Consider the following 23,253-nt stretch of genomic DNA (forward strand, 5'->3'; position numbering starts at 1 on the left):
CCTGCCTCTTCGATCCCGCGATACATTTCCTGATTATGCACCCCCGGAATGCCGAAAATCACATCGACCCCGCGGTCTTTGAGCATATGCGAGATTTGTGCGCCAAGGGGTCGCGTCGTCATCTTAAGGTCTCCAGAATTTGATCGTCAGGATAGTCAGGACGACCATGATCTCGAGCCGTCCGACGAACATGGCAATCGCCAAAATCCACTTGGCCGTGTCGTTGATATTGGCATAATTGCCCGCCGGTCCGATCTCGAGTCCGAGGCCCGGGCCGATATTGGCAAGGGCCGCCGCAGCACCCGAAATCGAGGTGATGAAATCAAGGCCCGTCAGACCCAGCAGAACCGTCGTGATGCCCAAGGACAGGATAAAGGCCACAAGAAAGGCGATGACCGAGTTCAGGACATCTTCGCTGATGGGCCGCCCGTCATAGCGGGGTGTAAAGACGCCATGAGGCGAATGAATCTGGCGGATCTGGCTTTTGATGGCCGCAAAGACCAACTGGTAGCGAAAGACCTTCACCGAACAGGACGTCGATCCGGCGCAGCCACCGATCAGGCCGATCAGGAAGAACATGACAACCGGAAATGTCCCCCAAGACATATAATCCGCACTGGAGTATCCCGTGCCCGAAATGATGGACGTCACGTTAAAGAGTGCTTCGCGGAAAGCGACCTCTGACATCACACCCTCACGGCCCCACACCCATGATGTAATCAAAAGGACGGTGATCGCGACGATCCAGAGGAAGGCGTGGATTTGCGTGTCACGCCACAGCGGTTGCGCTGTCCCCGCCAAAAGCTGCACATACCGCACGAAAGGCAATGCAGCCAGCAACATGAAAAATGCGCCGACATAATGCGCGCCCGCCCCATAGATGCCAAAAGAGGCATCATAGTTGGCCATGCCCCCCGTCGAGACTGTCGTCATCGCGTGGACCAAAGCGTCAAACGGCAGCATGCCAGTTACGGAATAGGCGAGCGCACAGCTGACCGTCAGTATAAGGTAAATCACTGAAATGCGGCTTGCGATCTGGCCTGCACGTGGCAGGATTTTTCCCATTGTATCAAAGGCTTCAGTGCGGAAAATCTGCATGCCCCCGACCCGCAATTCGGGCAGAAAGACCATCGCTACCACGACGATACCGACCCCGCCCAGCCATTGCAGGATGCCGCGCCACAGCTTGAGCCCGTCAGGCAGGTCCTCGATACCGGTAAAGACTGTGGCACCTGTTGTGGTCAGACCTGACATCGCTTCGAAGAATGCGTTGGTGAAACTGGCTTGCGTCGCCCCCAGGATAAAGGGGATCGCGCCGAACAGAGGCAAGGTCAGCCAGACCAGTGACGTCAGCAAAAAGGTCTGCCGCAGCGAAAGCCGTTGCGTCACACCATTGGCGCAGGCCAAAGCAATCAATCCTCCGGTCAGGACTGTGATCACGGCGCTTTCAAAGAAAACAAACCAGTGATCGTCTCCTGCCAGCAGGTCAACCAAGAGCGGGCCGATCATGGTTAACCCAAGCGACGCCACAAGCAGACCGATCACATATCCCACAGGGCGTAAATCTAGCATGTGGCAGCGTTGTCCCGCCCGCTCGCTGGTGTCAAGAACGGGCGACGTAAAACCGCGCGGGAGTCGTTAAACAATGACAAAGGCCAGACGGATTGCATGATGAAAAACATTGTCCTGATTTCTCTTCTGTTATTGCTGATTGCCAGCATGGCCCCCGCACAAACCCGTCAAGAGTTCAGCTATGGCCCTGACCCGCGCCAGCGGCTGGATGTCTATCGGCCGCAGAATGTCGTCGATGCCCCCATTCTTGTGATGCTGCATGGCGGTGGCTGGCGCGGGGGTGATAAACGGTATGCAGGCGTTTGGCGGGCCAAAGTCGCAAACTGGGTGCCGCAAGGATATGTTTTCGTCGCGGTTAATACGCGCCTTTTGCCTCAGGCGGGCCCGATTGACCAAGCCGTTGATTTTGCGGCCGCGCTTGCTTTCATCCAGCAAAACGCCGCACGCTTTGGGGCAAATTCAAATGATATGGTCGTGATGGGCCATTCAGCAGGCGCGCATGTGGCAGGCTTGGTGGCCACCCGCAACGATATCAGAATGGCGGCAGGCCTGCGCCCATGGGCTGGCACAGTATTGCTTGATACTGCTGCACTGAATGTTCCCGCGCTGATGCGCGGCAACCCACCTGCGCTTTATCAAAATGCGTTCGGCGACGATCCTGCCTATTGGCAAGCGGCCTCTCCTGACCTGCATCTCAGTGCGGATGATGGCCCGTTCTTGCTTGTCTGCTCCAGCACGCGCCGCAGCGCCTGCCCTGCCGCACAAAGCTTTGAGCGCATCGCCAGTCGCTTCGCCGTGGCTGCGACCCTGCTGCCGCAAGACCGCTCTCACCGGCAAATCAACATCGCGTTGGGCGAAGACAATGCCTACACCGCTATGGTCGAAAACTGGATGACGTCAGCCTTGCGCTGACTTGAAACAGACGCGCTGCGCATTAGCTGGCCTGCCATGTTTGAACCGTCCTACACACATGCCCTTGCGCGCCTGAATGCCTTTGTGCCCAAGGCCGGACAAACCTATGCCGCCAAGCGCAACTATGATGATATCGGCAATGTCTCTGGCCTGTCCCCCTACATCCGGCACCGGATTATCACAGAAGAAGACGTCTTGCGGGCCTGCCTTGCCCGCCACAGCCCAAGTGCGGCCGAGAAATTCATCCAAGAGGTCTATTGGCGCACCTATTGGAAAGGCTGGCTGGAACAGCGCCCCGCCGTCTGGACGGCTTATCAGGCCGAATTGCGCGGCGCGCTGAACCGCGTGCAGACCGAAAGTGGTTTGCGCCAGGCATGGGAGGCCGCCTGCAAGGGCGAGACGGGCATTGATGGCTTTGACCACTGGGCCCGCGAACTTGTGCAGACAGGCTATCTGCACAACCACGCGCGGATGTGGTTTGCCTCGATCTGGATTTTCACCCTGCGTCTACCTTGGACCTTGGGGGCCGATTTTTTCTTGCGGCATTTGCTGGATGGTGATCCTGCGTCCAATACGCTGTCATGGCGCTGGGTCGGCGGGCTGCAAACGGTGGGCAAGACCTATCTGGCGCGCGCAGACAATATCGCCAAATATACCGAAGGCCGCTTTGCGCCCAAAGGACTTGCCAGCTTTGCGGCCCCCCTTGAAGGGTTGCCACACCCTGCCCTGTCTCCTTTGCCCCGCACGGGTGTCATTGATCCCAACCAGCGCACCGGACTGCTGATCACCGAAGAGGACCTGTCGCCGGGGTGGCTGCTTGATCAGGTTTCCCCTGTCGCCACGGCTGTGGTGCAAACCACCGCCGCGCGCAGCCCTTTGGTCGTGGGTGAAAAGGTCACGGCCTTCGTGGGTGAGAGTTTGCAAAATTGCGCCACACGCTTTGCAGCGCGCCTTGGCCCTGTGACGGTTTGCGCGGCCGAAGGGCTGGAGGCATGGATGGCGGAACATGCGCTAGATCAGGTTGTCACCGCCTATCTGCCTGTCGGCCCAACCGCAGATGCCTTGGGCAAAGTTCCATTGGTGCGGGTGATCAGGCCCTATGATGCTGCGGCTTGGCCTCATGCAACGCATGGGTTTTTCCGGTTCAAGGAAAAGATCCCCGCATTGATCGGCCAGTTGAACGGTCTGCGCGTGGCGTGACGCCTGTGGCTTAGGACAGCCACGCCTTGTAGTCGCTGACCAACAGATGGGTCGGTGCCACATCCTCTTCGATCGTTGAAAACCGCCCTATCGGTTCGCGAAAGATGTTGTCAGTCTCGTCATCGTTCACGGTAGAGACTTCGCCAATCAGCACATCGCCGCCTTCGCCCCAAAAGGCGTGCCAGTCGCCGGGCATCAGCGTGACGCTTTCACCGGGGGCCAGATGCAGTTTCTGACCGGGGGCGTAGTCGACGCGGATCCCGTCGCAAAACACGGTGCCGCCCTTGTTTTCATCAAACTGCCCCTGATCGTCAGAGCCGAAAAGCTCGATCACCAAAGTCGCTCCGCCACGATTGATGATATCTTCGGCCTTGATCACATGGGTATGCATCGGCGAAAGCTGATCCTGCTTTGAAATCAACAGCTTTTCGGCATAGCACATGCCACCACCGCGTTGCAGATCGGCCAGACGGCCATTGCGCAGGGTGAAAAGAAACAGGCCCATCTGGTCATAGCGTCCGGCCCCATAGTCGGTAATGTCCCAGCCGCAGCGGGCATCGATCACGGCTTGTGCTTGTAGCGCGCGGGCCTGGAAATCTTGGGGCGTCCAATAGGCAAACGGGGGCAGCACGAACCCAAAGGAACGGATCATCGCGTCTGCTTCCGCCATGATATCGTTGATGCGGGATCGTTTCATTGCACACCTCGGTCTTTGCTTGGCGCGATCCTTTCGCAAATGAACCGCTTCGGCAAGGCAGGTTAAGCAAGCCAGTCATCCAGCGTCTTTTTCAGCGCCGCCCAATCGGTGTATTCCTTGTCGGTCTGCGGATCGACCTCTTGGTCCTTTTGCGCCGCGATCCAGCGCATCGCCCATGATTTGAAGAAATCATATTCGGAAAACCGGAATGCGCCTGCCACATGCATGACCGTGGGCGGTGTCCACCCCGTCTTGTCCGCAAAGCGGTTCACGCATTCCGTCAGACCTGTCCAGTCGTCAACATCCGTGCCAGCGGCGGCCAACGAAACAGACATGAATGCAGACCGGACATGGGCAAGTGCTGCCGATTTTTTCCTGGCGAGCCGGACCAACTCCTTTTGATATTTGCCGGCATGAACTGACCCCGCCAGCAATACTGCGTCAAATCTGGCCAGTTCGGCATCAAGCCCATCTTCGGCGCTCACCAGTTCAACGGTGTGGTTCTTGCCGTTGAGGTAGTCTGCGCAATAGCGGGCAATCTTGCGCGTTTGCCCTTCGGTCGAGGCGTAAGCGATCAGAATATTCATCGGGATTCTCCTTGCTGCTTTCGGCAGAATACCAAAGAGAACAAAGCGCCGGATTGATTCAAATCAGGCGTGGGGCCGCCTGTCAGCCCGCCTTGCGTAACCCGCGGGCAGACCACGTGCGGCAGGCTTCACCAAAGGCTTCGAACAATGGGCGCGAGACCGGATCATTGTCGGCGTTCCATTCGGGGTGCCACTGCACGGAAAGGGTAAAGCCGGGGGCATCAGCGACATAGATTGCCTCTGGCGTGCCATCAGGGGCGTGGCCGTCGATGACAATGCGGGGCCCGGGAGTTTTGATCCCCTGCCCGTGCAGCGTGTTCGTCATCACCTTGTGTGATCCGAAGACGCGGTGGAACGGCCCACCTTCGGTCAGTGTCACCTCGTGGCGCAGCGCGAATTTTTCTTCCAGCGTACCATCGGGCGGCATCCGGTGATTGTCACGCCCCGGCAAGTCGCGGATTTCGGGGTAAAGCGTGCCACCCATCGCGACATTCAATTCCTGAAATCCAAGGCAGACGCCCATGATGGGTTGGCCGCGTGCAACACAGGCGCGGATCAACGGCAGCGTTGTGCGGTCGCGGTTGCGATCGAACGTGCCGTGCGCCTCGGTCGGTTCCTCACCGTATTCTTCGGGGTGGACGTTGGGCCGCCCGCCGGGAAAGAAGAAACCGTCACAGGTGGCCATCAGTTGATCAATGCAGGTGCTATTGGGATCGACGGGAACAATCAGGGGCAGGACTTGCGACACGGTCGCCAGTGCCCAGACGTTCATCGCGCCCGCTGCGTGGACCGCGTATTGGTCATTGATCAGATGGTTGTTCGAGACGATGCCAACAACGGGCCGGGACATGATGAATCCTTTCGCAATCGCCTTTTTTCTAGCTGGAAAAATTCGAAAGTGAAAGGCAGTGCAAGCGCACAGTGATATGGGCCGTAGCGCACAGGCTCAGGGATTGGGCACGGCGGCTATGTTTTGGGCAGTTTGATCTGTTCTCAGTCAGCTTGGCGATCAGCAGATCGCAAAACGCCGCTTCGCAGGAAGCGGCGCTTGGGTCGTTTGAATAGCTCGGGTTGGCGTCAGGCTTCGCCCACCAGACCGGCGGCCTCGATCCCGGCCATGGCCGCGACGACGTCGTTGTCAGAGGTATCGCCAGTCACACCGACAGCACCGATCACCGCACCACGTTTATCGCGCACCAGGACACCACCCGGAACAGGCACAACCTGCCCGCCATAGACCCCGTTCACCGCTGCCATGAAATAGGCTTGGCTTTCGGCCCGCGCCATCTGCGCAGTCCCTGCCATCCCCAGCATCACCGACCCATAAGCCTTGCCATGCGCAATCCCGAACCGACCCGGTGCAGCACCATCTTCACGCTCGAAGGCTTTGACGTGACCGCCAGAATCGAGCACGACGACCGAAAGAGGTTTGAGCCCCATCTCGTGGCCTTTGGCCAATGCCTTGCGAATAATCGTCCGTGCCTTGCCTGCTGAAATCTCGGCCATAGTCTCAACTCCCTCTGTCTTAGTGGTTGCGCTGTGCTTTTAGCTCCAGCCGGCGCTGATGCAAGATTGGCTCGGTATATCCGGACGGCTGGATGCGGCCTTTGAAGACCAGATCACAGGCCGCCTGAAAGGCAATACCGTCAAATTCTGGCGCCATAGGCCGATAGGCCGGATCGCCCGCATTCTGTGCATCCACGACAGCGGCCATCTTGTGCATGGCGTCCATGACCATCTCTTGGCTGACAACATCATGGTGCAGCCAGTTGGCCAAAGCCTGACTCGAAATCCGGCAGGTGGCGCGGTCTTCCATCAGGCCCACATCATTGATGTCGGGCACTTTGGAACAGCCCACTCCCTGATCGATCCAGCGCACAACATAGCCAAGGATACCTTGGGCGTTGTTCTCGACCTCTTTGATCTTTTGAGCGTCTGTCCAGCGCTGGTACTGCGCCAACGGGATATCCAAAATCGAGGATACATAGGCACGGCGTCCGCCTTTGAGCAGCTTGGCCTGCACCGCCATCACGTCGACCTTGTGATAGTGCAGCGCATGCAGCGTGGCCGCCGTCGGGCTTGGCACCCAGGCACAATTGGCACCGGCCTGCGGGTGCGCGATCTTTTGTTCCAGCATCGCCGCCATCATGTCGGGCATCGCCCACATGCCTTTGCCGATCTGGGCCTTGCCGGAGAAACCGCACTCGAGCCCGATATCGACATTCTGATCTTCATAAGCGCCAATCCATTGTTTGCGCTTGATAAAGTCCTTGCGGCTGAAAGGGCCCGCCTCCATCGAGGTGTGGATTTCATCGCCGGTACGATCGAGGAAACCAGTGTTGATGAAAGCCACCCGCGATTTGGCCGCGCGGATACATTCCTTGAGGTTTACAGTTGTGCGCCGCTCTTCGTCCATGATCCCGATCTTGACGGTGTTGCGGGGCAAGCCCAGTGCATCCTCGACCATGGCAAAGATATCGCTGGTCAGGGCCACTTCTTCGGGGCCGTGCATCTTGGGTTTGACCACATAGACCGACCCGTGGGCAGAGTTGCCGCCTTCTTGCTTGAGATCATGCATCGCGATCAGCACGGTGATCATCGCGTCCATCAGGCCTTCGAAAACTTCATCGCCATTGGAATCGAGAATCGCAGGATTGGTCATCAAGTGGCCCACGTTGCGAATCCACAAGAGCGCGCGGCCTTTGAGGGTCAGCGTGCCGCCATCCGGCGCGGTGTAGGTAAGGTCTGGCGCCAGACGGCGGGTCATGGTCTTGCCGCCTTTCTGGAATTCGGCGGTCAGGTCACCTTTCATCAGGCCCAGCCAGTTTGCGTAAGCCGCGACCTTGTCCTCGGCATCCACGCAAGCCACGCTGTCTTCGCAGTCCATGATCGCCGAGACAGCGCTTTCAAGACGCACATCGGCGAGCAAGGCCTGATCGCGGCTCCCGATGGGGTGGGCGCGGTCGAAAACCAGTTCAACATGCAGCCCGTTGTTGACCAGCAAGATCGCATCGGGTGCTTTGGGGTTGCCGCGATAGCCCGCAAATTTCGCAGGCTCGCGCAAGGGGTTGTCGTCGATCAGCAGCGCGCCATTCTGCACATGGTAACGCGATACATCCGCATGGCTGGTGCCGACAATCGGGAAAGCTTCGTCAAGGAAGACGCGGGCGCGGGCCACAACACGCGCACCGTGGCCACGATCATAGGGGCCTTTGGGTGGCTGCACACCCATCGCATCAGTCCCATAAAAAGCGTCATAGAGGCTGCCCCAACGGGCGTTTGCCGCATTCAGCGCAAAACGGGCATTCGTGATCGGCACAACAAGCTGGGGGCCGGGGACAGTCGCGATCTCGGGGTCGACATTGGCGGTGTCGATGCTGAAATCCTCGCCCTCTTCGACCAGATAGCCGATCTCGTGCAGGAAGGCTTCGTATTCGGTCCGGTCAAGTTGCTGGCCGCGCCGCTTGACGTGCCATGCATCGATAATTCCTTGCAGATCTTCACGTTTTTGCAGCATCGCGCGGTTGCGCGGGGTCATTTCAGCAACAAGTGCGGCAAAGCTTTTCCAGAAGGTTTCACTGTCGATACCTGTGCCGTCCAAGGCGCGGGCATCGATGAAATCTGCCAATTCACTGGCGACCTGCAAGCCATGCTTTTCAGTGCGATTTGTCATGACAACTCCCAATCCTGCGTGTCCGGTATGCTATGGCACACGGCGGTGCCGTTTCCACGAACTAGTCCAGAAGTTTCCGATAGGCAACAAGCCGGGACCGGTTTTTTGCGGGTGTTTACGTCTGCCGACCTGCCTTGCAGCGGTCCGAGCAATAGCGGACCTGATCCCAGACCTTGGCCCATTTCTTGCGCCAAGCAAAAGGCCGGCCACAGGTGGCGCAGGTTTTCTGGGGCAGATCGGATTTACGGCGCATTTTGGGCATGTCATTCCATCTAATCCACTGGCAAAGATTTTCAAAAACCTTGCCGCAAAATCTGTTTCGGATTTTGTCCGCCCCACCGAAAGGCGGTGGCCATCTTCGCGCCACCGACCTACCTTTGCACCAACCACAAAGGATTGTCCGATGAAAGACGCAGCCCCCCAGACTATCTATCTCTCTGACTATACTCCGCCCGCATATCTGGTGGATGCGGTACATCTGACATTCAAACTGGCCCCGACTAGCACGCGCGTGCTGTCCCGCATCACCTTCCGCCCCAATCCCGCGACGGCAAACCGCGATTTCTTTTTGCAGGGCGTTGATCTGAAACTGATCTCTGCGGCGATCAACGGCGCGCCTGTCACACCCCAGATCACCGATCAGGGTCTGCACTGCACCGTGCCTGACACGGACTTTGTCTTTGAGGCAGAGGTCGAGATCAGCCCAAGTACCAATACTGCTCTTGAAGGGCTCTATATGTCGAACGGCATGTATTGCACCCAATGCGAGGCAGAAGGATTTCGCAAGATCACCTACTATCCGGACCGGCCTGATGTCATGGCTGTCTTCACGGTGCGGATTGAAAGCGATCTGCCAGTCCTGCTCTCTAACGGCAACCCGGCGGGCGCTGGCCCAGGCTGGGCCGAATGGCACGATCCTTGGCCGAAACCTGCCTATCTTTTCGCGCTCGTCGCGGGTGATCTGGTCGGTCATGCGGATCAATTCACCACCAAGTCAGGCAAGCCTGTCGCCTTGAACATCTGGGTCCGCCCCGGCGGCGACGAAGCCAAATGCGCGTTCGGGATGGAGGCGCTCAAGACCGCGATGAAATGGGACGAGGATGTCTATGGGCGCGAATACGACCTTGATCTTTTCAACATCGTCGCCGTCGATGATTTCAACATGGGTGCGATGGAAAACAAGGGGCTGAATATCTTCAACGCCTCTGCCGTGCTGGCCTCGCCCGAAACCGCGACAGACGCTGATTTCGAACGGATCGAGGCGATCATCGCGCATGAGTATTTCCATAACTGGACAGGCAACCGGATCACGTGCCGCGACTGGTTCCAGCTTTGCCTCAAAGAGGGCCTCACCGTCTTTCGCGACCAGCAATTCACCAGCGATCTGCGCTCTAAAGCAGTCAAACGGATCGACGACGCCCTGGTACTGCGCGCTTATCAGTTCCGCGAGGATAACGGCCCTTTGGCGCACCCCGTCCGGCCAGCCAGCTTTGTCGAGATCAACAATTTCTACACAGCGACCGTCTATGAAAAAGGGGCGGAAATTATCGGGATGCTCAAGCGGATCGTCGGCGATGCCGCCTATGCGCAAGCGCTCGACCTCTATTTCATGCGCCACGACGGGGATGCGGCGACGATCGAGGATTGGTTGCAGGTCTTTGCAGACACCACCGGTCGCGACCTGAGCCAGTTCGCCAAATGGTATAGCCAAGCGGGGACGCCGCGCATTACCGTCACTGACGACTTCGAGGGGGGTACATATCGTCTTCATGTCACACAATACACGCCTGCCACGCCCGGTCAGGCGGTCAAGGACCCCCTGCTTGTTCCCATCGCCGTCGGTTTGCTGAATGACAATGGCGATGAGATCGTGCCGACCACCGTGTTGGAACTGACCCAAGAGGCGCAGACCTTCACCTTTGACGGGCTTGCATCCAAACCGATCCCTTCCATCTTGCGGGATTTCTCTGCACCGGTGATTGTTCACCAAGACCAAAGTGCAACGCGGCAAGCCTTTCTTCTTGCCCATGACACCGACCTTTTCAACAAATGGAGCGCGGGGCGCAGCCTTGCCCAAGATATCCTTGTGCGCATGGTCCGCGACGAGGCGACACCGGATCTGGCCTATCTGGACGGGCTGACGGCAGTGCTGCGCAATGATGATCTTGACCCCGCCTTTCGCGCACGCGTGCTTGGCCTGCCCAGCGAGGATGACACCGCGCAGGCGCTTGTGGACGCCGGAGAAATCCCTGATCCAAGTGTGATCTACCACGCGCATGAGGGTTTAAAGCTGCAGATTGCACAGCATTTGCAAGACCTGCTGCCGCGCCTTTACGCGCAGATGACGGTCGAGGGGCCTTATTCCCCGGATGCAGAAGCGGCTGGCAAGCGCAGCCTCGGCAATGCAGTGCTGTCGTTGGCCAGCAAGACCGACGGGGGCCGATTGGCAGCACTCCAATACGCCAAAGCCGACAATATGACCCAGCAGTTGGGGGCGCTGCGGGCGCTTTTGCAAATTGGCAAGGGTGAAGCGGAGATCGCGGGGTTTGCCGAACAGTGGCGGCATGACCGTCTGGTGATGGACAAGTGGTTCGGGTTGCAAGTGGCGCTCGCCGCTCCCGAAGCGGCTGCAAAGACAGCCGCCGCACTCGCTGCCCATCCTGCCTTTGACATCAAGAACCCCAACCGGTTCCGTGCTGTTTTCGGTGCGCTCAAGGGCAACGCTGCCGGCTTTCATGACGCATCGGGCGCGGGCTATGATCTGTTGGCGGCATGGCTGATAAAACTTGACCCGATCAACCCGCAGACCACGGCACGGATGACCACCGCGTTTGATACGTGGAAACGCTATGGTACCGACCGGCAAGCCAAAATGCGTGCCGCCCTGTCGCGGATTGCACAAACTCCGGGGCTTTCGCGCGATACAACCGAGATGGTTTTGCGGATTCTGGGCTGATCCTTGCCAATGCACAGGGCAATCCTTGCGAAATCTTGCCGTCTTAAAGCCTTTACGAATTTGTCGTGGAACCGTTACGCCGCGCTGCGCATTATGCCGACATGGAACATCGCATTGACCCGCTGATCGCTGAACGCGCGCCCTGGCTTTACAGTGATCGCCCCGGAACACGCATTGCGAGACATGGTCTGCATCGTTTGCTGGGCTACGACAAAACGGTCCAAATTGCAAAAACGCTCGAAGATGCGCAACCTGCACTGATCATGCAGACAATGGCCGAGAGGCTGTCGAAGATGGTAGATGCAAGCGGGTTGGGCCATATCCCGGCCCATGGCCCTGCCCTGATCGTTGCCAACCACCCGACAGGCATTGCGGACGGCATTATTCTGAACGGATTGATCGCGGCCACCCGCCCGGATGCTTATTTCTTTGCCAACCGCGATATTCTGCGTGTTTTCCCGCAGATGGAGACGATGATTGCTCCTGTGGAGTGGCGCAAGGAGTTGCGCAGCCATGCCAAGACCCGCGAAACGATGGGCTATGTGCGTAAAGCGACGCAAGACGGGCGTCTGGGCGTCATCTTTCCGTCAGGCCGCTTGGCCAAGCGGCGCGGTTTGCGACTATACGAGCGGCCGTGGATGGCCTCTGCGGCCATGCTGGCGCGCAAATTCGACCTGCCAGTCATTCCGGTGAACATTCAGGCGCGCAACTCTGCGCTGTTTTATCTGTTCGATTTCATCCATCCCACACTGCGCGACATCACCTTGTTTCATGAAACGCTGAACAAGGCGCGCCAGCCCTTTAAGGTCACTGTCGGAGAGCCCATCTCGGCAGCCTCGATCCCGCAAAATTCCGAAGACGGGATAGCGATGTTGCGCAAGGCCACGCTTGCGCTTGGCGGCAAAGACGCACCGACGGTCAATCTGGTATCGACCTCGCGCGCTTGGGTCCGCACCATGCAGCACCAATAAGGCCACTCTTGCCGACTTGAAGCTGGCAGCGCCTTCTTTTAAACGAGGCGGGACACAGCTCAAAGGAAGTGCCAGATGCTCGACCTCACCTACGACACCCCGACCCCGAAAGTCATCGCTGGTGCCACCGGCGACTGGGAACTTGTCATTGGTCTTGAAGTGCATGCGCAGGTCGCAACGAATGCGAAACTCTTTTCGGGCGCATCGACGCTTTTTGGTGCAGAGCCGAACAGCAATGTGGCTTTCGTCGACGCCGGCATGCCTGGCATGCTGCCCGTCATCAACGAAGGGTGCGTTGCGCAGGCCGTCAAAACAGGTCTTGGGCTGAATGCGCAGATCAACCTTGTCTCTGCCTTTGACCGCAAGAACTATTTCTATCCAGACCTGCCGCAGGGCTATCAGATTTCGCAGCTTTACCACCCGATCGTGGGCGAAGGCGAAGTGCTGGTGGAGATGGGCAACGGGCAGGCGCGGAATGTGCGGATCGAACGCATCCACCTTGAGCAGGACGCAGGCAAATCCATCCATGACATGGACCCGCATATGTCCTTTGTGGACCTGAACCGCACCGGCGTGGCGCTGATGGAAATCGTCAGTCGCCCCGATATTCGCGGGCCGGAAGAGGCTGCCGCTTACGTTTTGAAACTGCGTCAGATCCTGCGCTACCTGGGTACCTGCGACGGCAATATGCAAAACGGCAACCTGCGTGCAGACGTGAACGTGTCGGTCTGCAAGCCCGGGGATTACGAAAAATATCAGGCGACACAGGATTTCAGCCACCTTGGTACGCGCTGCGAGATCAAGAACATGAACTCGATGCGGTTCATCCAGATGGCGATTGATTATGAGGCGCGGCGCCAGATTGCCTTGATCGAGGATGGCAAAGAGGTGGTGCAGGAAACCCGTCTTTATGATCCGGACAAGAACGAGACACGCTCGATGCGGTCCAAGGAGGAAGCGCATGACTATCGCTATTTCCCGGACCCGGACCTATTGCCGCTCGAGATCGAGCAGGCTTGGGTTGATGACATCAAAGCGTCATTGCCAGAGCTGCCAGACCAGAAGAAGGCGCGCTTTATCAGTGACTTTGGCCTGTCAGACTATGACGCCTCGGTGCTGACAGCCGAAGTTGCCAACGCGGAATACTTCGAAAAAGTCGCCGAAGGACGCGACGGGAAACTGGCGGCAAACTGGGTCATCAACGAACTTTTCGGGCGGCTCAAAAAAGAAGACCACAGCATCGAGGACAGTCCCGTCGCCGCTGCGCAATTGGGCGAGCTGATTGGCTTGATCAAGTCCGGCGACATCTCGGGCAAGATCGCCAAAGACGTCTTTGAAATCTGCTACACGACGGGCCGCGACCCGGCCGAAATCGTTGCGACCGAAGGCATGACGCAGGTGACCGATACCGGTGCGATCGAAGCGGCGGTGGATGAAATCATCGCCGCAAATCCTGCGCAGGTGGAAAAGGCGCAAGCCAACCCCAAACTGGTCGGCTGGTTTGTCGGTCAGGTCATGAAGGCCACCGGCGGCAAGGCGAACCCAGCAGCCGTGAACGAGATTGTGTCACAGAAACTGGGGCTTTAACGCCACGCTTTTGCCAAAGCGCTGCAAAGGGTTGGCGCTGGTTATCAATTTTTGATACATCCGTCGGGTGGATACGGGGGTGGCGCGATGTCATACGAGTACAAAGTTGTTCCAGCGCCGGTGCGCGGGGTGAAAGCCAAAGGCGTGAAGACAGCGCAAGATCGCTTTGCCCATGCCTTGCAAACCGTGATGAATGATCTGGCCGCTGAAGGCTGGGAATATCTGCGCGCCGATACGCTCCCCGCCGAGCAGCGCGAAGGCTTGATGAGCAAAACGACAGTCTACCAGAATATGCTGGTTTTTCGTCGTGCCAAAGTGCCAGCACAGTCTGTCAAAACGCTGTCCGAACCATCGCTTGGGGCACCACGCCTGAAGACCGGTGAAGAGCGACTGGCGGAAAAGGCAGCACTTGCCCAACCCAAACCCGTCACGCCGCCAAAGCCCCCAAAGAGCGAAACGGCCAGCAAGTCCGATCCCTCGTCCGACGTGGCGGCACAATAGCTATTTGATTTCAATTGCGAGGGCGTGGATGCGCCCCATAACCGCTGATCCCAATGCGGCGTGGATCGCACGGTGCCGCGCGATGCGCGACATATCGTCCAGCGCCTGCGCCTTGATCACAATCCGCCAATGGCTTTCGCCGGACCCATCGTCGCCCGCATGCCCACTATGCAAGGCGCTTTCGTTGATAACGTCCAGATGATCTGGCGAAAGGCTGCCAAGAGCGTCGCGAATTTCGGTTTCAAGTGTCATTATTTTGTCCCTGCCCTCTTCAATCTCTCGCTGCATTGTTTAAGGTTTGTCGTCCGAGTCGGAAAGGCGAGACACGCACCATGAAAAAAGATGATCCATTCGGCTTTGACATGTCTGTGTCGGGCTCCAAGAAAAAAAACCCGCGCGGTCGTCGCGGGATGTCAGGCGCGTCTGAAACATCGACCCGTGTCTGCGACCACGAAGGATGCGAAGAATCCGGCAAGTACCGCGCGCCAAAGTCTCCGGATGTTCTGGACGATTATTTCTGGTTCTGCCAGCAGCATGTGCGCGAATACAACCTGAAATGGAATTTCTTTGACACAACCTCCGAGGCCGAACTGGCCGCGCAGATGGACCGCGACCGCGTCTGGGAGCGGCCGACAAAACCCTTCAAGCGGACTGTTGAAGAGGCCGCCTGGGCACGTCTTGGTGTCGACGATCCACATCAGGTGCTGGGTGAGAACGCGACCCTGAACCCCGGGCGCGGAGCGGCAGTTGGCCGTAAACTGCCCCCGACAGAGCGGCGTGCGGTAGAGATACTTGAAGCCAAGGACAATTGGTCAAAGCAAGAGATCCGCAAAGCCTATAAGTCGCTGATCAAAGTCCTGCACCCCGACATGAACGGCGGGGATCGCAGCCAGGAAGAACAACTGTCAGAGGTTGTCTGGGCTTGGGACCAGATCAAGGAAAGCAGAAACTTTCGAGACAAAGACTAGCGGCCCAACGCACATTGGGCCGCTGCGCATTAGTCTCTTCTATAGAGCTGCGCCCGTGTCAGAGAGCTCAACTGCGATGATGCACTGCGCTGCGCATAGCGCCCTGCGCCATCAGCAATCTCTTCTGTCAGGATAACCATCAGGTAGTGCGCGCCAAACAAGGCAGCGAACCAAGCAAAGGCAATCCATGGCTTTCCGATGAACTCGGACAGCAGCAGGAACGGACCATAGAACGTCCCGTAAACCGGCAGAATCAGTGTTCCCGCGATGATCGCACCAAGCAGCGCGACTGCGATTGCACCCACAGTTGCACGCGCAAAACCCAAAAGCCCCGTTTGCCCCATCCAGCCACGCGCTGCGAACAAGCCGATGCCACCACTCAGTGCTCCGGCAAAAATCACCCACAGGACATAAAGCGATGGCTCTTGTGGCAAGGCGCTTGGCCCTTCGACACCGGACATGACCAGCATCGTCAAGCCCGCAGAGATCGCGATAACGATGGCATACGCCGAAACGAATGCCTTCTCACCTCTTGTCAGATACATGAATTCCGTAAAACGCGTAAACATCGCGTCTATCCCCCATACTCGTCATAAACCAACAACACGCACTTAGAACAAATTTGTCTGTGCGTTACGTCACAGCAGAAAGTTTCAATAAGCGAAAAATTGCCACAATGTCGGCTAAAACTCAAGTGCAAAGGGGTATTTCAAACTTAATTGTGAACAAGCAAGGCAAATACCTGATACTTTTTCGAAATCGGAAACATGCAGCGGCACGGCACCTTTTGCTGCGATGGGCAAGTTGTCCGGGTATTCCGGCGTTGACAGAGAATCATTTCGCGATCCGCGCCACAAAGCGACATGCCAGACGCTTCACCTGCCCAAGCTCAAAGTGTCCCGATAGCCTTGTGCAAGGCCCTGACCCGACATCTGGACGCGCCAGACACACGCGACCGATCAATTCAACCGGCCCTTTCCCTTGCAGCAGTTCGGTTTATGATGCATTCCCAAGCGCAGATTGACGCAAGATAGCATAAAGGCACCTAAGATGGCGGACGGTACGATCGACATGCAAGCTAAACCAACCGAAGAAATCTCGGTTCGCGAGGTCTTTGGCATCGACAGCGAGATGAAGATCAAAGGGTTTGCCGAGCGGACAGATCGCGTGCCCGAGATCGACAGCACTTACAAATTCGATCCCGATACGACTTTGGCCATCCTCGCCGGCTTTGGCTACAATCGTCGTGTGATGATCCAAGGCTATCACGGCACAGGCAAGTCGACCCATATCGAACAAGTCGCCGCCCGCCTGAACTGGCCTGCTGTGCGCGTAAACCTTGATAGCCACATCAGCCGGATCGACCTGATCGGCAAAGACGCGATCAAACTGCGCGACGGCGTGCAGGTAACAGAGTTCCACGAAGGCATCCTCCCTTGGGCGTTGCGTAACCCTGTGGCCATCGTCTTTGACGAATACGATGCAGGCCGCGCCGACGTGATGTTCGTGATCCAGCGGGTGCTGGAAGCGGATGGTAAGCTGACGCTGATGGATCAGAACGAGATCATCACCCCGAACCCCTATTTCCGTCTCTTCGCCACTGCGAATACCGTTGGTCTGGGCGACACCACCGGCCTTTACCACGGCACGCAGCAGATCAACCAGGCGCAGATGGACCGCTGGTCGCTTGTCGCCACGCTCAACTACCTGAGCCACGATGCAGAAGCAGCCATCGTGTTGTCGAAATCGCCGCATTACAACACCGACAAAGGCCGCAGGATTATCAGCCAGATGGTGACCGTTGCGGATTTGACCCGCACGGCCTTCATGAACGGCGATCTGAGCACGGTGATGTCCCCGCGCACCGTTCTGGCTTGGGCGGAAAATGCACGAATCTTCCAAGACGTGGGCTATGCCTTCCGCCTGTCGTTCCTGAACAAATGTGACGAATTGGAGCGCCAGACGGTCGCCGAGTTCTATCAGCGGTGTTTCGACGAAGAACTGCCAGAAAGTGCGGCAAGCCTGAGCTTGGGATAATGCGAGCAAGACAGTCTTGACTGACAAAGGGCGGGGTTTTCCCCGCCTTTTTTGTGCCGGTACGTGCTGTTGCAAATTCATCAAGAACAAAATGTTTCCAAATTGCCTAATTGGCATACAGAAAATTTAACATCATGCTGCTTTTATGGGCAGTATGAAAACTCTTATTGCAGCAATCGCACTGGCATCGGCTCTCGGTGGTTCCGCGCAGGCCCTTGAAAACAACGCGCTACAGACATTTGCAACCTGCGTAGGGCGGCTATCGGCAGTCATGGAACATCAGTGGATGTTCGACGGGCCCGCATCAGAGAAAACCAACACAAGCAGGGCGCACCTTCTTGATCTTGTCGCTGCGGTGATGGAGCCCGAGCAAAGCTCCGAGGTATTGCAATGGCGCATTTCCGGCAAACATGCGCAAGCGATCTTGCTTTCGCGTGCGACCTTTAGCGATGATGCAGACGATGCGGCATGGGCCAGAGCGCAAGCCCTACAGTTTGAACAGGGCTGTACGGGGCTTTTGTTGAGTTGATAAGCCGTTTGTGCAGCCAACTGCGCGTTTAATCATAAATAAACGCAGGCTTGTCATAATGCGGTCTGTTTTCTACGCATGATGCGGGGACAACTCAAACAGACCGGAGCCTATCATGAAGATGAAAATCGGGGCGGAACTGCCAGCAGATTATGTGACCAGCCATGAAGACCTGGCTGAATCCGCAACCGCATTGATGGCACAAGTGCTGCTGCCCTTGTTTGCCGAGAATATGTCTGAAGAGATTGCAAAGGCCAATGTCGAAGGGATCATCACCGAACTGGCCTATCTCTTCGATGAAGGCGAAATCGAGATTGGTGGAAAGACCTACCGCCCCCGCCTTGCCTTTGTCGATGATAGTGGCGCTATTTTGCCCGGTGTTGCGGAATTGGGGAACCTGCACGAACTTGCCGAAGACCCGTTCGAAATCGCACCAGAGGCAGGGATCACATTTGAATTCGACCCGGTCGACGAAGACTGACCGAAATTGTGGCGCAGGGCGTCGAAACACACCACCCTGCGCCTTTCTGTGTTAGCTACGCGCCGCTTTGGTCGCATTCGCCCACCAGACGATATCATCCAGTGTCGCAGTGACAGAGGCTGAAAGGTGGTCTGCGATGGTGTCAATCTCTGCATTCGCGCCCATCGGATGCACGGCAAAGAAATCGCTGCCACCGATATGGATTGCATTGCGTGTTGGGACCATCTGCAATTCGACCGCAATATTGCGCAGATGTTCCAGCGCACGGGTGCCGCCAACGGACCCATAGGCGATGGCCGACATCGGTTTGCGATTCCACTCTTTATAGGCCTGATCCAGCGCATTCTTGAGCGCACCTGTGATCGAACGGTTGTATTCGGCGACAACGAAAATATAGCCGTCGAATTCACCGATCTTGTCTTGCCATTTCACAGCGCGCGCATCGCTGGACGGCATCCAGAGGTTGCTGGCGGGTTCATCAAAAAGCGGCAGGTCATAGTCACGCAGGTCGACAAGCTCGACCTCCATGTCGTCGCGTGCCTGCGCTTGCTTGAGCATCCATGCAGCAGGTTTGTCGGCAAAGCGCGTTTGCCGAGTTGAACCGATAATCAGGGCAATTCTTGGTTTGGTTGTCATGGTAATCTCCAGCCTCGGGTTAATTCATGTGACCTAGAGGTAGGCATCTTCGGCACCGCTGAAAACGAGCACCCGGGCGCAGCCCCTGTGCAAAAATAGCAGAGTTGCACCAGCCCCCTTGCTCCGGCTGTCGTCCAGTGCTTTATCAGGTTTATGCAAAAACCATCAGACAATCCTGCCGACCCGTTCAAGAAAGCGCTCGCCGAAGCGACGAAAGTCATGGCGGACGATCCTGAACTTGCGATCACCTATTCCGTAGACCCTGCCGGCCAGACCGCCGATACGATCCGCTTGCCGCAGGTCTCGCGCCGCATGACGCGCGAGGAAGTGCTACTGGCCCGCGGCACTGCTGACGCTTTTGCACTGCGCCACAAGTTTCACGACCCCAAGGTTGCAGCCCGCTACATGCCGCAAGGACAGATGGCCCAAGATCTCTACGAGGCGATGGAAACAGCCCGCATCGAGGCTGTAGGCGCGCAGTACATGCCGGGCACTGCGGGCAATATCGATGCCAAAATCGGCAGCGAGGCGCAACGCAAAGGCTATGACCAGATCACGCAGGCCGCCGATGCGCCGCTTGCGGTTGCCGCCGGATACCTGATCCGCCACCTTGCCACCGGTCGGGACCTGCCCAAAGGTGCCGACAATGTCATGGAACTCTGGCGCGGGTTCATCGAAGATCACTGTGGTGGTACTCTGGAGAACCTTTCCAAGACATTGAACAACCAGCAAGACTTTGCGAAATTCGCCCGTCAGCTGATCAGCGACATGGGCTATGGCGACCAGCTGGGCGATGACCCCGACAACCTTGACGACGATATGGACGACGAGGCCGAAGAAGGCCAGGACGACGACCAGAACGAACCGGACAGCACAGGCGAGGATGACAGCGAAGGCGATGAAGCCGAAGGTACGCCAGAGCAAAGTCAAGAAGACAGCCAGGATGCCAGCCAGGCACAGGTCAGCATGGACGATCAGGCCGACGCCGAAATGGGCGAAGAGGCTGAAATGCCCGAAGGCGAGGCTCCGATGGAGCCACCTGCGCCACAACCGGTGTCGGACGCCGACCCTGACTACAAAGTCTTCACGACCGAATTTGACGAGGAAATCAGCGCAGCGGATTTGGCAGAGCCGGTCGAATTGGAACGCCTGCGTGCCTACCTTGATCAGCAGCTAGAACCGCTGAAGGGCGCGGTTAGCCGATTGGCTAACAAACTTCAGCGCCGCCTGCAGGCACAACAGAACCGGTCGTGGGAGTTTGACCGCGAAGAGGGTATTCTGGATGCCGGTCGCTTGGCCCGCGTTGTCGCCTCTCCGACAACACCGCTATCGTTCAAGGTCGAGAAAGACACCGATTTCCGCGATACGGTTGTAACCTTGCTGCTGGATAATTCGGGCTCTATGCGGGGCCGCCCGATTTCCATCGCGGCGATCTGTGCCGATGTGATGGCGCGCACGCTGGAACGCTGCGATGTGAAGGTCGAGATTCTGGGCTTTACCACCAAGGCGTGGAAAGGCGGACAGTCGCGTGAAAAATGGCTGGCCGAGGGGCGCAGTGCGACGCCCGGCCGCCTGAATGATCTGCGCCATATCATCTATAAATCCGCCGATGCCCCGTGGCGCCGGACCCGCCCGAACCTTGGGCTGATGATGAAAGAGGGCCTGCTGAAGGAAAATATCGACGGTGAGGCGCTGGAATGGGCGCACCGCCGTATGGTGGGCCGCCCAGAGCAGCGTAAAGTGCTGATGGTCATCTCGGACGGAGCACCGGTGGACGATTCGACTTTGTCCGTTAACCCTGCGAATTATCTGGAAAAACACCTGCGTGACGTGATTGCGATGGTCGAAAAACGCAAAGCTGTCGAACTGGTCGCCATCGGGATCGGCCATGATGTGACCCGCTACTATCAGCGCGCGGTCACGATCACGGATGTCGAACAGCTTGCCGGCGCGATGACCGAACAACTGGCCAGTCTTTTTGATAGCGACCCACGCAAACGCGCCCGCGTCCTGGGGATGCGCAAGGTCGGATAGCGCATGGCGCGACAGTTTGCTTGGACACAAAAAGAGGCTGGGGCTTAAGTATGTTTCAAACGTTTGAGTCCCAATCCTCACCCGAACAGGGGCCACCACGACTAAGCGCCTTGCGCGCTGTCATGGCCACGCGCGGCTTTGATGCATTTCTGGTCCCCCGCGCCGATGCACATCAGGGCGAATACGTAGCCCCGCGCGATGCACGTCTGGAGTGGCTGACAGGATTCTCTGGCTCTGCGGGGTTTTGCGCGGTGCTGCATGACCGGGCCGGTGTCTTTATTGATGGCCGCTACCGTCTACAGGTCCGCGCGCAAATCGCCGATGTCTATACACCTGTCCATTGGCCGGAAACACAGCTTGATGCATGGCTGTCCGACCACCTGACACAGGGGGCGGTGATCGCCTACGATCCTTGGCTTCATACCGTCGATGAAATCGCAGGGCTGCGCAAGAAACTGAAAGACTATATGCTCGTGGCGACGGACAACCTTGTTGATGCCATCTGGGACAATCAACCGCCCCCCCCAAAAGCACCCTTCACCGCCCATGCGCTTGAGCATGCAGGAAAGTCCCACGACGAAAAACGGGCAATGCTGGCTGCAGACCTAGAGGCAGATACGGCTGTCCTGACCTTGCCGGACAGTATCGCCTGGCTGTTGAATATCCGTGGCACCGACATCGCACGCAATCCCGTGCCGCAGGCCTTTGCACTTTTGCACAAGGGTGGACAGGTTGATCTATTCGCGGGCGCAGGCAAGGCTGACGACATCCGCGATCACTTGGGTCCGCAGGTCGCGGTGCATGAGATCGACAGCTTTGTTGCGGCGCTGAAGGACCTGGAGGGCGCAGCACTCATCGACCCAAAGACCTGCCCCGATCTGGTTGCAACGACGCTCGCGGATGCCAACGTCGAGATCATCAAGGGCAAAGATCCCTGCATCCTGCCCAAGGCCTGCAAGAATGAGACAGAGATCGCAGGCGCCAAAGCCGCACAGGCCCGTGATGCGGTGGCCATGGTGCGCTTTCTGGCATGGCTCGATGCGCAAGCGCCCAAGGGCGGCTTGACAGAGATCGACGTGGTCAAGGCGCTTGAAGGGTTCCGGATGCAGACCAACGCCCTGCGCGACATCAGCTTCGAGACGATCTGCGGAGCGGGCCCGAACGGGGCGATTGTCCATTACCGTGTCAGTCAGCAAACAAACCGGCCCGTTGTGCCAGGTGAATTACTGTTGGTCGATAGCGGCGGGCAATATGTGGATGGCACCACCGACATCACGCGCACAATCGCCATCGGCACTCCGACCGATCTACACCGCACGCAGTATACCCGCGTTTTGCAAGGGATGATCGCTGTCAGCCGCATCCGCTTTCCCTATGGTGTCGGGGGTCAGCATCTGGATGCTTTGGCACGCGCACCGCTTTGGATGGCGGGGCAGGACTATGATCACGGGACAGGGCATGGCGTCGGCAGCTATCTCAGCGTCCATGAAGGCCCGCAAGGCATTTCACGCCGCTCCGAGATCGCTTTGGAAGCAGGGATGATCTTGTCCAACGAACCGGGCTACTACCGTGAAGGTGCTTTTGGCATCCGGATCGAAAATCTGATTGTCGTGATCAAGGCCCCCGCGCTCGCGGGTGGTGATGACCGCAACATGCTTTGCTTTGAAACCCTGACCCATGTGCCGTTTGACAGACGGTTGATTGACAGCAATCTGCTCTCTTTTGCAGAACGGGACTGGATTGATCGCTATCATGCCGATACATTGTCGCTTCTGGCACCCCGCATGGACAGGCAAACGCTTGAATGGCTGACGCAGGCCTGCGCGCCGCTTTGACATCATACTGTCATCTTGGGCATGGACGGTGGTTGTCCAATCACGGCAATGCGCCGCAATAAACGAGGAGGACCGCA

At 57.7% G+C, this 23,253-nt stretch carries 23 protein-coding genes; 12 read left to right on the forward strand and 11 right to left on the reverse strand.

Annotation, left to right across the window (positions count from 1 at the left end; translation table 11 throughout):
* Positions 1-122, reverse strand: a 122-nt coding sequence (locus NWQ23_RS16645; protein WP_372340094.1) for a thiamine pyrophosphate-binding protein, incomplete at its 3' end; no start/stop codon positions are given.
* A 1-nt stretch (position 123) separates the two neighbouring features.
* Positions 124-1,572 (reverse strand): TrkH family potassium uptake protein, encoded by a 1,449-nt coding sequence (locus NWQ23_RS00650; protein ID WP_306164280.1) that lies wholly within the window; start codon positions 1,570-1,572, stop codon positions 124-126.
* A 99-nt stretch (positions 1,573-1,671) separates the two neighbouring features.
* Here NWQ23_RS00650 and NWQ23_RS00655 point away from each other — a divergent pair, with 99 nt between their 5' ends.
* Both NWQ23_RS00655 and NWQ23_RS00660 read left to right on the forward strand, forming a co-directional pair.
* Entirely contained in the window at positions 1,672-2,484 is an 813-nt protein-coding gene (locus NWQ23_RS00655) for an alpha/beta hydrolase (RefSeq protein ID WP_306164281.1), read from the forward strand.
* A gap of 36 nt (positions 2,485-2,520) precedes the next feature.
* On the forward strand, positions 2,521-3,684 hold the full coding sequence (locus NWQ23_RS00660) for an FAD-binding domain-containing protein (protein ID WP_306164282.1): 1,164 nt from the start codon (positions 2,521-2,523) through the stop codon (positions 3,682-3,684).
* A 10-nt stretch (positions 3,685-3,694) separates the two neighbouring features.
* Here NWQ23_RS00660 and NWQ23_RS00665 read toward each other — a convergent pair whose 3' ends face one another.
* The 6 genes from NWQ23_RS00665 to NWQ23_RS00690 all read right to left on the reverse strand — a co-directional run bounded on the left by NWQ23_RS00665 (position 3,695) and on the right by NWQ23_RS00690 (position 8,903).
* On the reverse strand, positions 3,695-4,381 hold the full coding sequence (locus NWQ23_RS00665) for a D-lyxose/D-mannose family sugar isomerase (protein ID WP_306164283.1): 687 nt from the start codon (positions 4,379-4,381) through the stop codon (positions 3,695-3,697).
* A gap of 62 nt (positions 4,382-4,443) precedes the next feature.
* Positions 4,444-4,968 (reverse strand): flavodoxin domain-containing protein, encoded by a 525-nt coding sequence (locus NWQ23_RS00670; RefSeq protein ID WP_306164285.1) that lies wholly within the window; start codon positions 4,966-4,968, stop codon positions 4,444-4,446.
* Between the two features lie 82 nt (positions 4,969-5,050).
* Positions 5,051-5,818: a gamma-glutamyl-gamma-aminobutyrate hydrolase family protein gene (locus tag NWQ23_RS00675; RefSeq protein ID WP_306164286.1), complete on the reverse strand. Its 768-nt coding sequence runs from the start codon at positions 5,816-5,818 to the stop codon at positions 5,051-5,053.
* A 227-nt stretch (positions 5,819-6,045) separates the two neighbouring features.
* On the reverse strand, positions 6,046-6,474 hold the full coding sequence (locus NWQ23_RS00680) for a heme-binding protein (protein ID WP_306164288.1): 429 nt from the start codon (positions 6,472-6,474) through the stop codon (positions 6,046-6,048).
* A 19-nt stretch (positions 6,475-6,493) separates the two neighbouring features.
* Positions 6,494-8,641 (reverse strand): malate synthase G, encoded by a 2,148-nt coding sequence (locus tag NWQ23_RS00685; protein ID WP_306164289.1) that lies wholly within the window; start codon positions 8,639-8,641, stop codon positions 6,494-6,496.
* A gap of 115 nt (positions 8,642-8,756) precedes the next feature.
* Entirely contained in the window at positions 8,757-8,903 is a 147-nt protein-coding gene (locus NWQ23_RS00690; protein WP_306164290.1) for a DUF2256 domain-containing protein, read from the reverse strand.
* Positions 8,904-9,044: 141 nt separating this feature from the next.
* Between NWQ23_RS00690 and pepN the strand changes: the two genes are divergently transcribed.
* From pepN to NWQ23_RS00710, 4 genes are all read left to right on the forward strand, one after another.
* Complete coding sequence (gene pepN, locus NWQ23_RS00695; protein ID WP_306164291.1) at positions 9,045-11,597, forward strand: aminopeptidase N; 2,553 nt, start codon at positions 9,045-9,047, stop codon at positions 11,595-11,597.
* Between the two features lie 101 nt (positions 11,598-11,698).
* Positions 11,699-12,568, forward strand: a complete 870-nt coding sequence (locus tag NWQ23_RS00700; RefSeq protein WP_306164351.1) for a lysophospholipid acyltransferase family protein — start codon at positions 11,699-11,701, stop codon at positions 12,566-12,568.
* Between the two features lie 75 nt (positions 12,569-12,643).
* Positions 12,644-14,155, forward strand: coding sequence for an Asp-tRNA(Asn)/Glu-tRNA(Gln) amidotransferase subunit GatB (gene gatB / locus NWQ23_RS00705; protein WP_306164293.1), 1,512 nt, complete (start codon positions 12,644-12,646; stop codon positions 14,153-14,155).
* Positions 14,156-14,242: 87 nt separating this feature from the next.
* Entirely contained in the window at positions 14,243-14,656 is a 414-nt protein-coding gene (locus NWQ23_RS00710; protein ID WP_306164295.1) for a DUF4177 domain-containing protein, read from the forward strand.
* Here NWQ23_RS00710 and NWQ23_RS00715 read toward each other — a convergent pair whose 3' ends face one another.
* Positions 14,657-14,908, reverse strand: coding sequence for a BolA family transcriptional regulator (locus NWQ23_RS00715; protein ID WP_306164296.1), 252 nt, complete (start codon positions 14,906-14,908; stop codon positions 14,657-14,659).
* Positions 14,909-14,988: 80 nt separating this feature from the next.
* Here NWQ23_RS00715 and NWQ23_RS00720 point away from each other — a divergent pair, with 80 nt between their 5' ends.
* On the forward strand, positions 14,989-15,624 hold the full coding sequence (locus NWQ23_RS00720) for a DnaJ domain-containing protein (RefSeq protein ID WP_306164298.1): 636 nt from the start codon (positions 14,989-14,991) through the stop codon (positions 15,622-15,624).
* Positions 15,625-15,653: 29 nt separating this feature from the next.
* Here the strand turns inward: NWQ23_RS00720 and NWQ23_RS00725 are convergent, their stop codons facing one another.
* Positions 15,654-16,193, reverse strand: a complete 540-nt coding sequence (locus NWQ23_RS00725) for a hypothetical protein (RefSeq protein WP_306164299.1) — start codon at positions 16,191-16,193, stop codon at positions 15,654-15,656.
* A gap of 481 nt (positions 16,194-16,674) precedes the next feature.
* Here NWQ23_RS00725 and cobS point away from each other — a divergent pair, with 481 nt between their 5' ends.
* The 3 genes from cobS (at position 16,675) to NWQ23_RS00740 (ending at position 18,671) form a co-directional block, all read left to right on the forward strand.
* Complete coding sequence (cobS, locus tag NWQ23_RS00730; RefSeq protein WP_306164301.1) at positions 16,675-17,661, forward strand: cobaltochelatase subunit CobS; 987 nt, start codon at positions 16,675-16,677, stop codon at positions 17,659-17,661.
* Between the two features lie 154 nt (positions 17,662-17,815).
* Complete coding sequence (locus NWQ23_RS00735; protein WP_306164303.1) at positions 17,816-18,190, forward strand: hypothetical protein; 375 nt, start codon at positions 17,816-17,818, stop codon at positions 18,188-18,190.
* 115 nt (positions 18,191-18,305) lie between these two features.
* Positions 18,306-18,671: a hypothetical protein gene (locus NWQ23_RS00740; protein WP_306164305.1), complete on the forward strand. Its 366-nt coding sequence runs from the start codon at positions 18,306-18,308 to the stop codon at positions 18,669-18,671.
* Positions 18,672-18,722: 51 nt separating this feature from the next.
* On the opposite strand, the gene NWQ23_RS00745 is transcribed toward NWQ23_RS00740, so the two are convergent.
* On the reverse strand, positions 18,723-19,307 hold the full coding sequence (locus NWQ23_RS00745) for an NADPH-dependent FMN reductase (protein ID WP_306164306.1): 585 nt from the start codon (positions 19,305-19,307) through the stop codon (positions 18,723-18,725).
* 153 nt (positions 19,308-19,460) lie between these two features.
* On the opposite strand from NWQ23_RS00745, the gene cobT reads away from it, so the two are divergent.
* Complete coding sequence (cobT, locus tag NWQ23_RS00750; RefSeq protein WP_306164307.1) at positions 19,461-21,341, forward strand: cobaltochelatase subunit CobT; 1,881 nt, start codon at positions 19,461-19,463, stop codon at positions 21,339-21,341.
* 50 nt (positions 21,342-21,391) lie between these two features.
* Positions 21,392-23,176, forward strand: coding sequence for an aminopeptidase P family protein (locus NWQ23_RS00755; RefSeq protein ID WP_306164308.1), 1,785 nt, complete (start codon positions 21,392-21,394; stop codon positions 23,174-23,176).
* The last annotated feature ends 77 nt before the right edge of the window (positions 23,177-23,253 follow it).

The sequence above is a fragment of the Yoonia sp. genome, from assembly GCF_030731595.1.
Lineage (GTDB): Bacteria > Pseudomonadota > Alphaproteobacteria > Rhodobacterales > Rhodobacteraceae > Yoonia.

Coding starts and splice junctions, on each gene's coding strand:
- NWQ23_RS00650 (WP_306164280.1), bottom strand. CDS start 1,572: ATGCTAGATTTACGCCCTGTGGGATATGTGATCGGTCTGCTTGTGGCG.
- NWQ23_RS00655 (WP_306164281.1), top strand. CDS start 1,672: ATGAAAAACATTGTCCTGATTTCTCTTCTGTTATTGCTGATTGCCAGC.
- NWQ23_RS00660 (WP_306164282.1), top strand. CDS start 2,521: ATGTTTGAACCGTCCTACACACATGCCCTTGCGCGCCTGAATGCCTTT.
- NWQ23_RS00665 (WP_306164283.1), bottom strand. CDS start 4,381: ATGAAACGATCCCGCATCAACGATATCATGGCGGAAGCAGACGCGATG.
- NWQ23_RS00670 (WP_306164285.1), bottom strand. CDS start 4,968: ATGAATATTCTGATCGCTTACGCCTCGACCGAAGGGCAAACGCGCAAG.
- NWQ23_RS00675 (WP_306164286.1), bottom strand. CDS start 5,818: ATGTCCCGGCCCGTTGTTGGCATCGTCTCGAACAACCATCTGATCAAT.
- NWQ23_RS00680 (WP_306164288.1), bottom strand. CDS start 6,474: ATGGCCGAGATTTCAGCAGGCAAGGCACGGACGATTATTCGCAAGGCA.
- NWQ23_RS00685 (WP_306164289.1), bottom strand. CDS start 8,641: ATGACAAATCGCACTGAAAAGCATGGCTTGCAGGTCGCCAGTGAATTG.
- NWQ23_RS00690 (WP_306164290.1), bottom strand. CDS start 8,903: ATGCCCAAAATGCGCCGTAAATCCGATCTGCCCCAGAAAACCTGCGCC.
- pepN (WP_306164291.1), top strand. CDS start 9,045: ATGAAAGACGCAGCCCCCCAGACTATCTATCTCTCTGACTATACTCCG.
- NWQ23_RS00700 (WP_306164351.1), top strand. CDS start 11,699: ATGGAACATCGCATTGACCCGCTGATCGCTGAACGCGCGCCCTGGCTT.
- gatB (WP_306164293.1), top strand. CDS start 12,644: ATGCTCGACCTCACCTACGACACCCCGACCCCGAAAGTCATCGCTGGT.
- NWQ23_RS00710 (WP_306164295.1), top strand. CDS start 14,243: ATGTCATACGAGTACAAAGTTGTTCCAGCGCCGGTGCGCGGGGTGAAA.
- NWQ23_RS00715 (WP_306164296.1), bottom strand. CDS start 14,908: ATGACACTTGAAACCGAAATTCGCGACGCTCTTGGCAGCCTTTCGCCA.
- NWQ23_RS00720 (WP_306164298.1), top strand. CDS start 14,989: ATGAAAAAAGATGATCCATTCGGCTTTGACATGTCTGTGTCGGGCTCC.
- NWQ23_RS00725 (WP_306164299.1), bottom strand. CDS start 16,193: ATGTTTACGCGTTTTACGGAATTCATGTATCTGACAAGAGGTGAGAAG.
- cobS (WP_306164301.1), top strand. CDS start 16,675: ATGGCGGACGGTACGATCGACATGCAAGCTAAACCAACCGAAGAAATC.
- NWQ23_RS00735 (WP_306164303.1), top strand. CDS start 17,816: ATGAAAACTCTTATTGCAGCAATCGCACTGGCATCGGCTCTCGGTGGT.
- NWQ23_RS00740 (WP_306164305.1), top strand. CDS start 18,306: ATGAAGATGAAAATCGGGGCGGAACTGCCAGCAGATTATGTGACCAGC.
- NWQ23_RS00745 (WP_306164306.1), bottom strand. CDS start 19,307: ATGACAACCAAACCAAGAATTGCCCTGATTATCGGTTCAACTCGGCAA.
- cobT (WP_306164307.1), top strand. CDS start 19,461: ATGCAAAAACCATCAGACAATCCTGCCGACCCGTTCAAGAAAGCGCTC.
- NWQ23_RS00755 (WP_306164308.1), top strand. CDS start 21,392: ATGTTTCAAACGTTTGAGTCCCAATCCTCACCCGAACAGGGGCCACCA.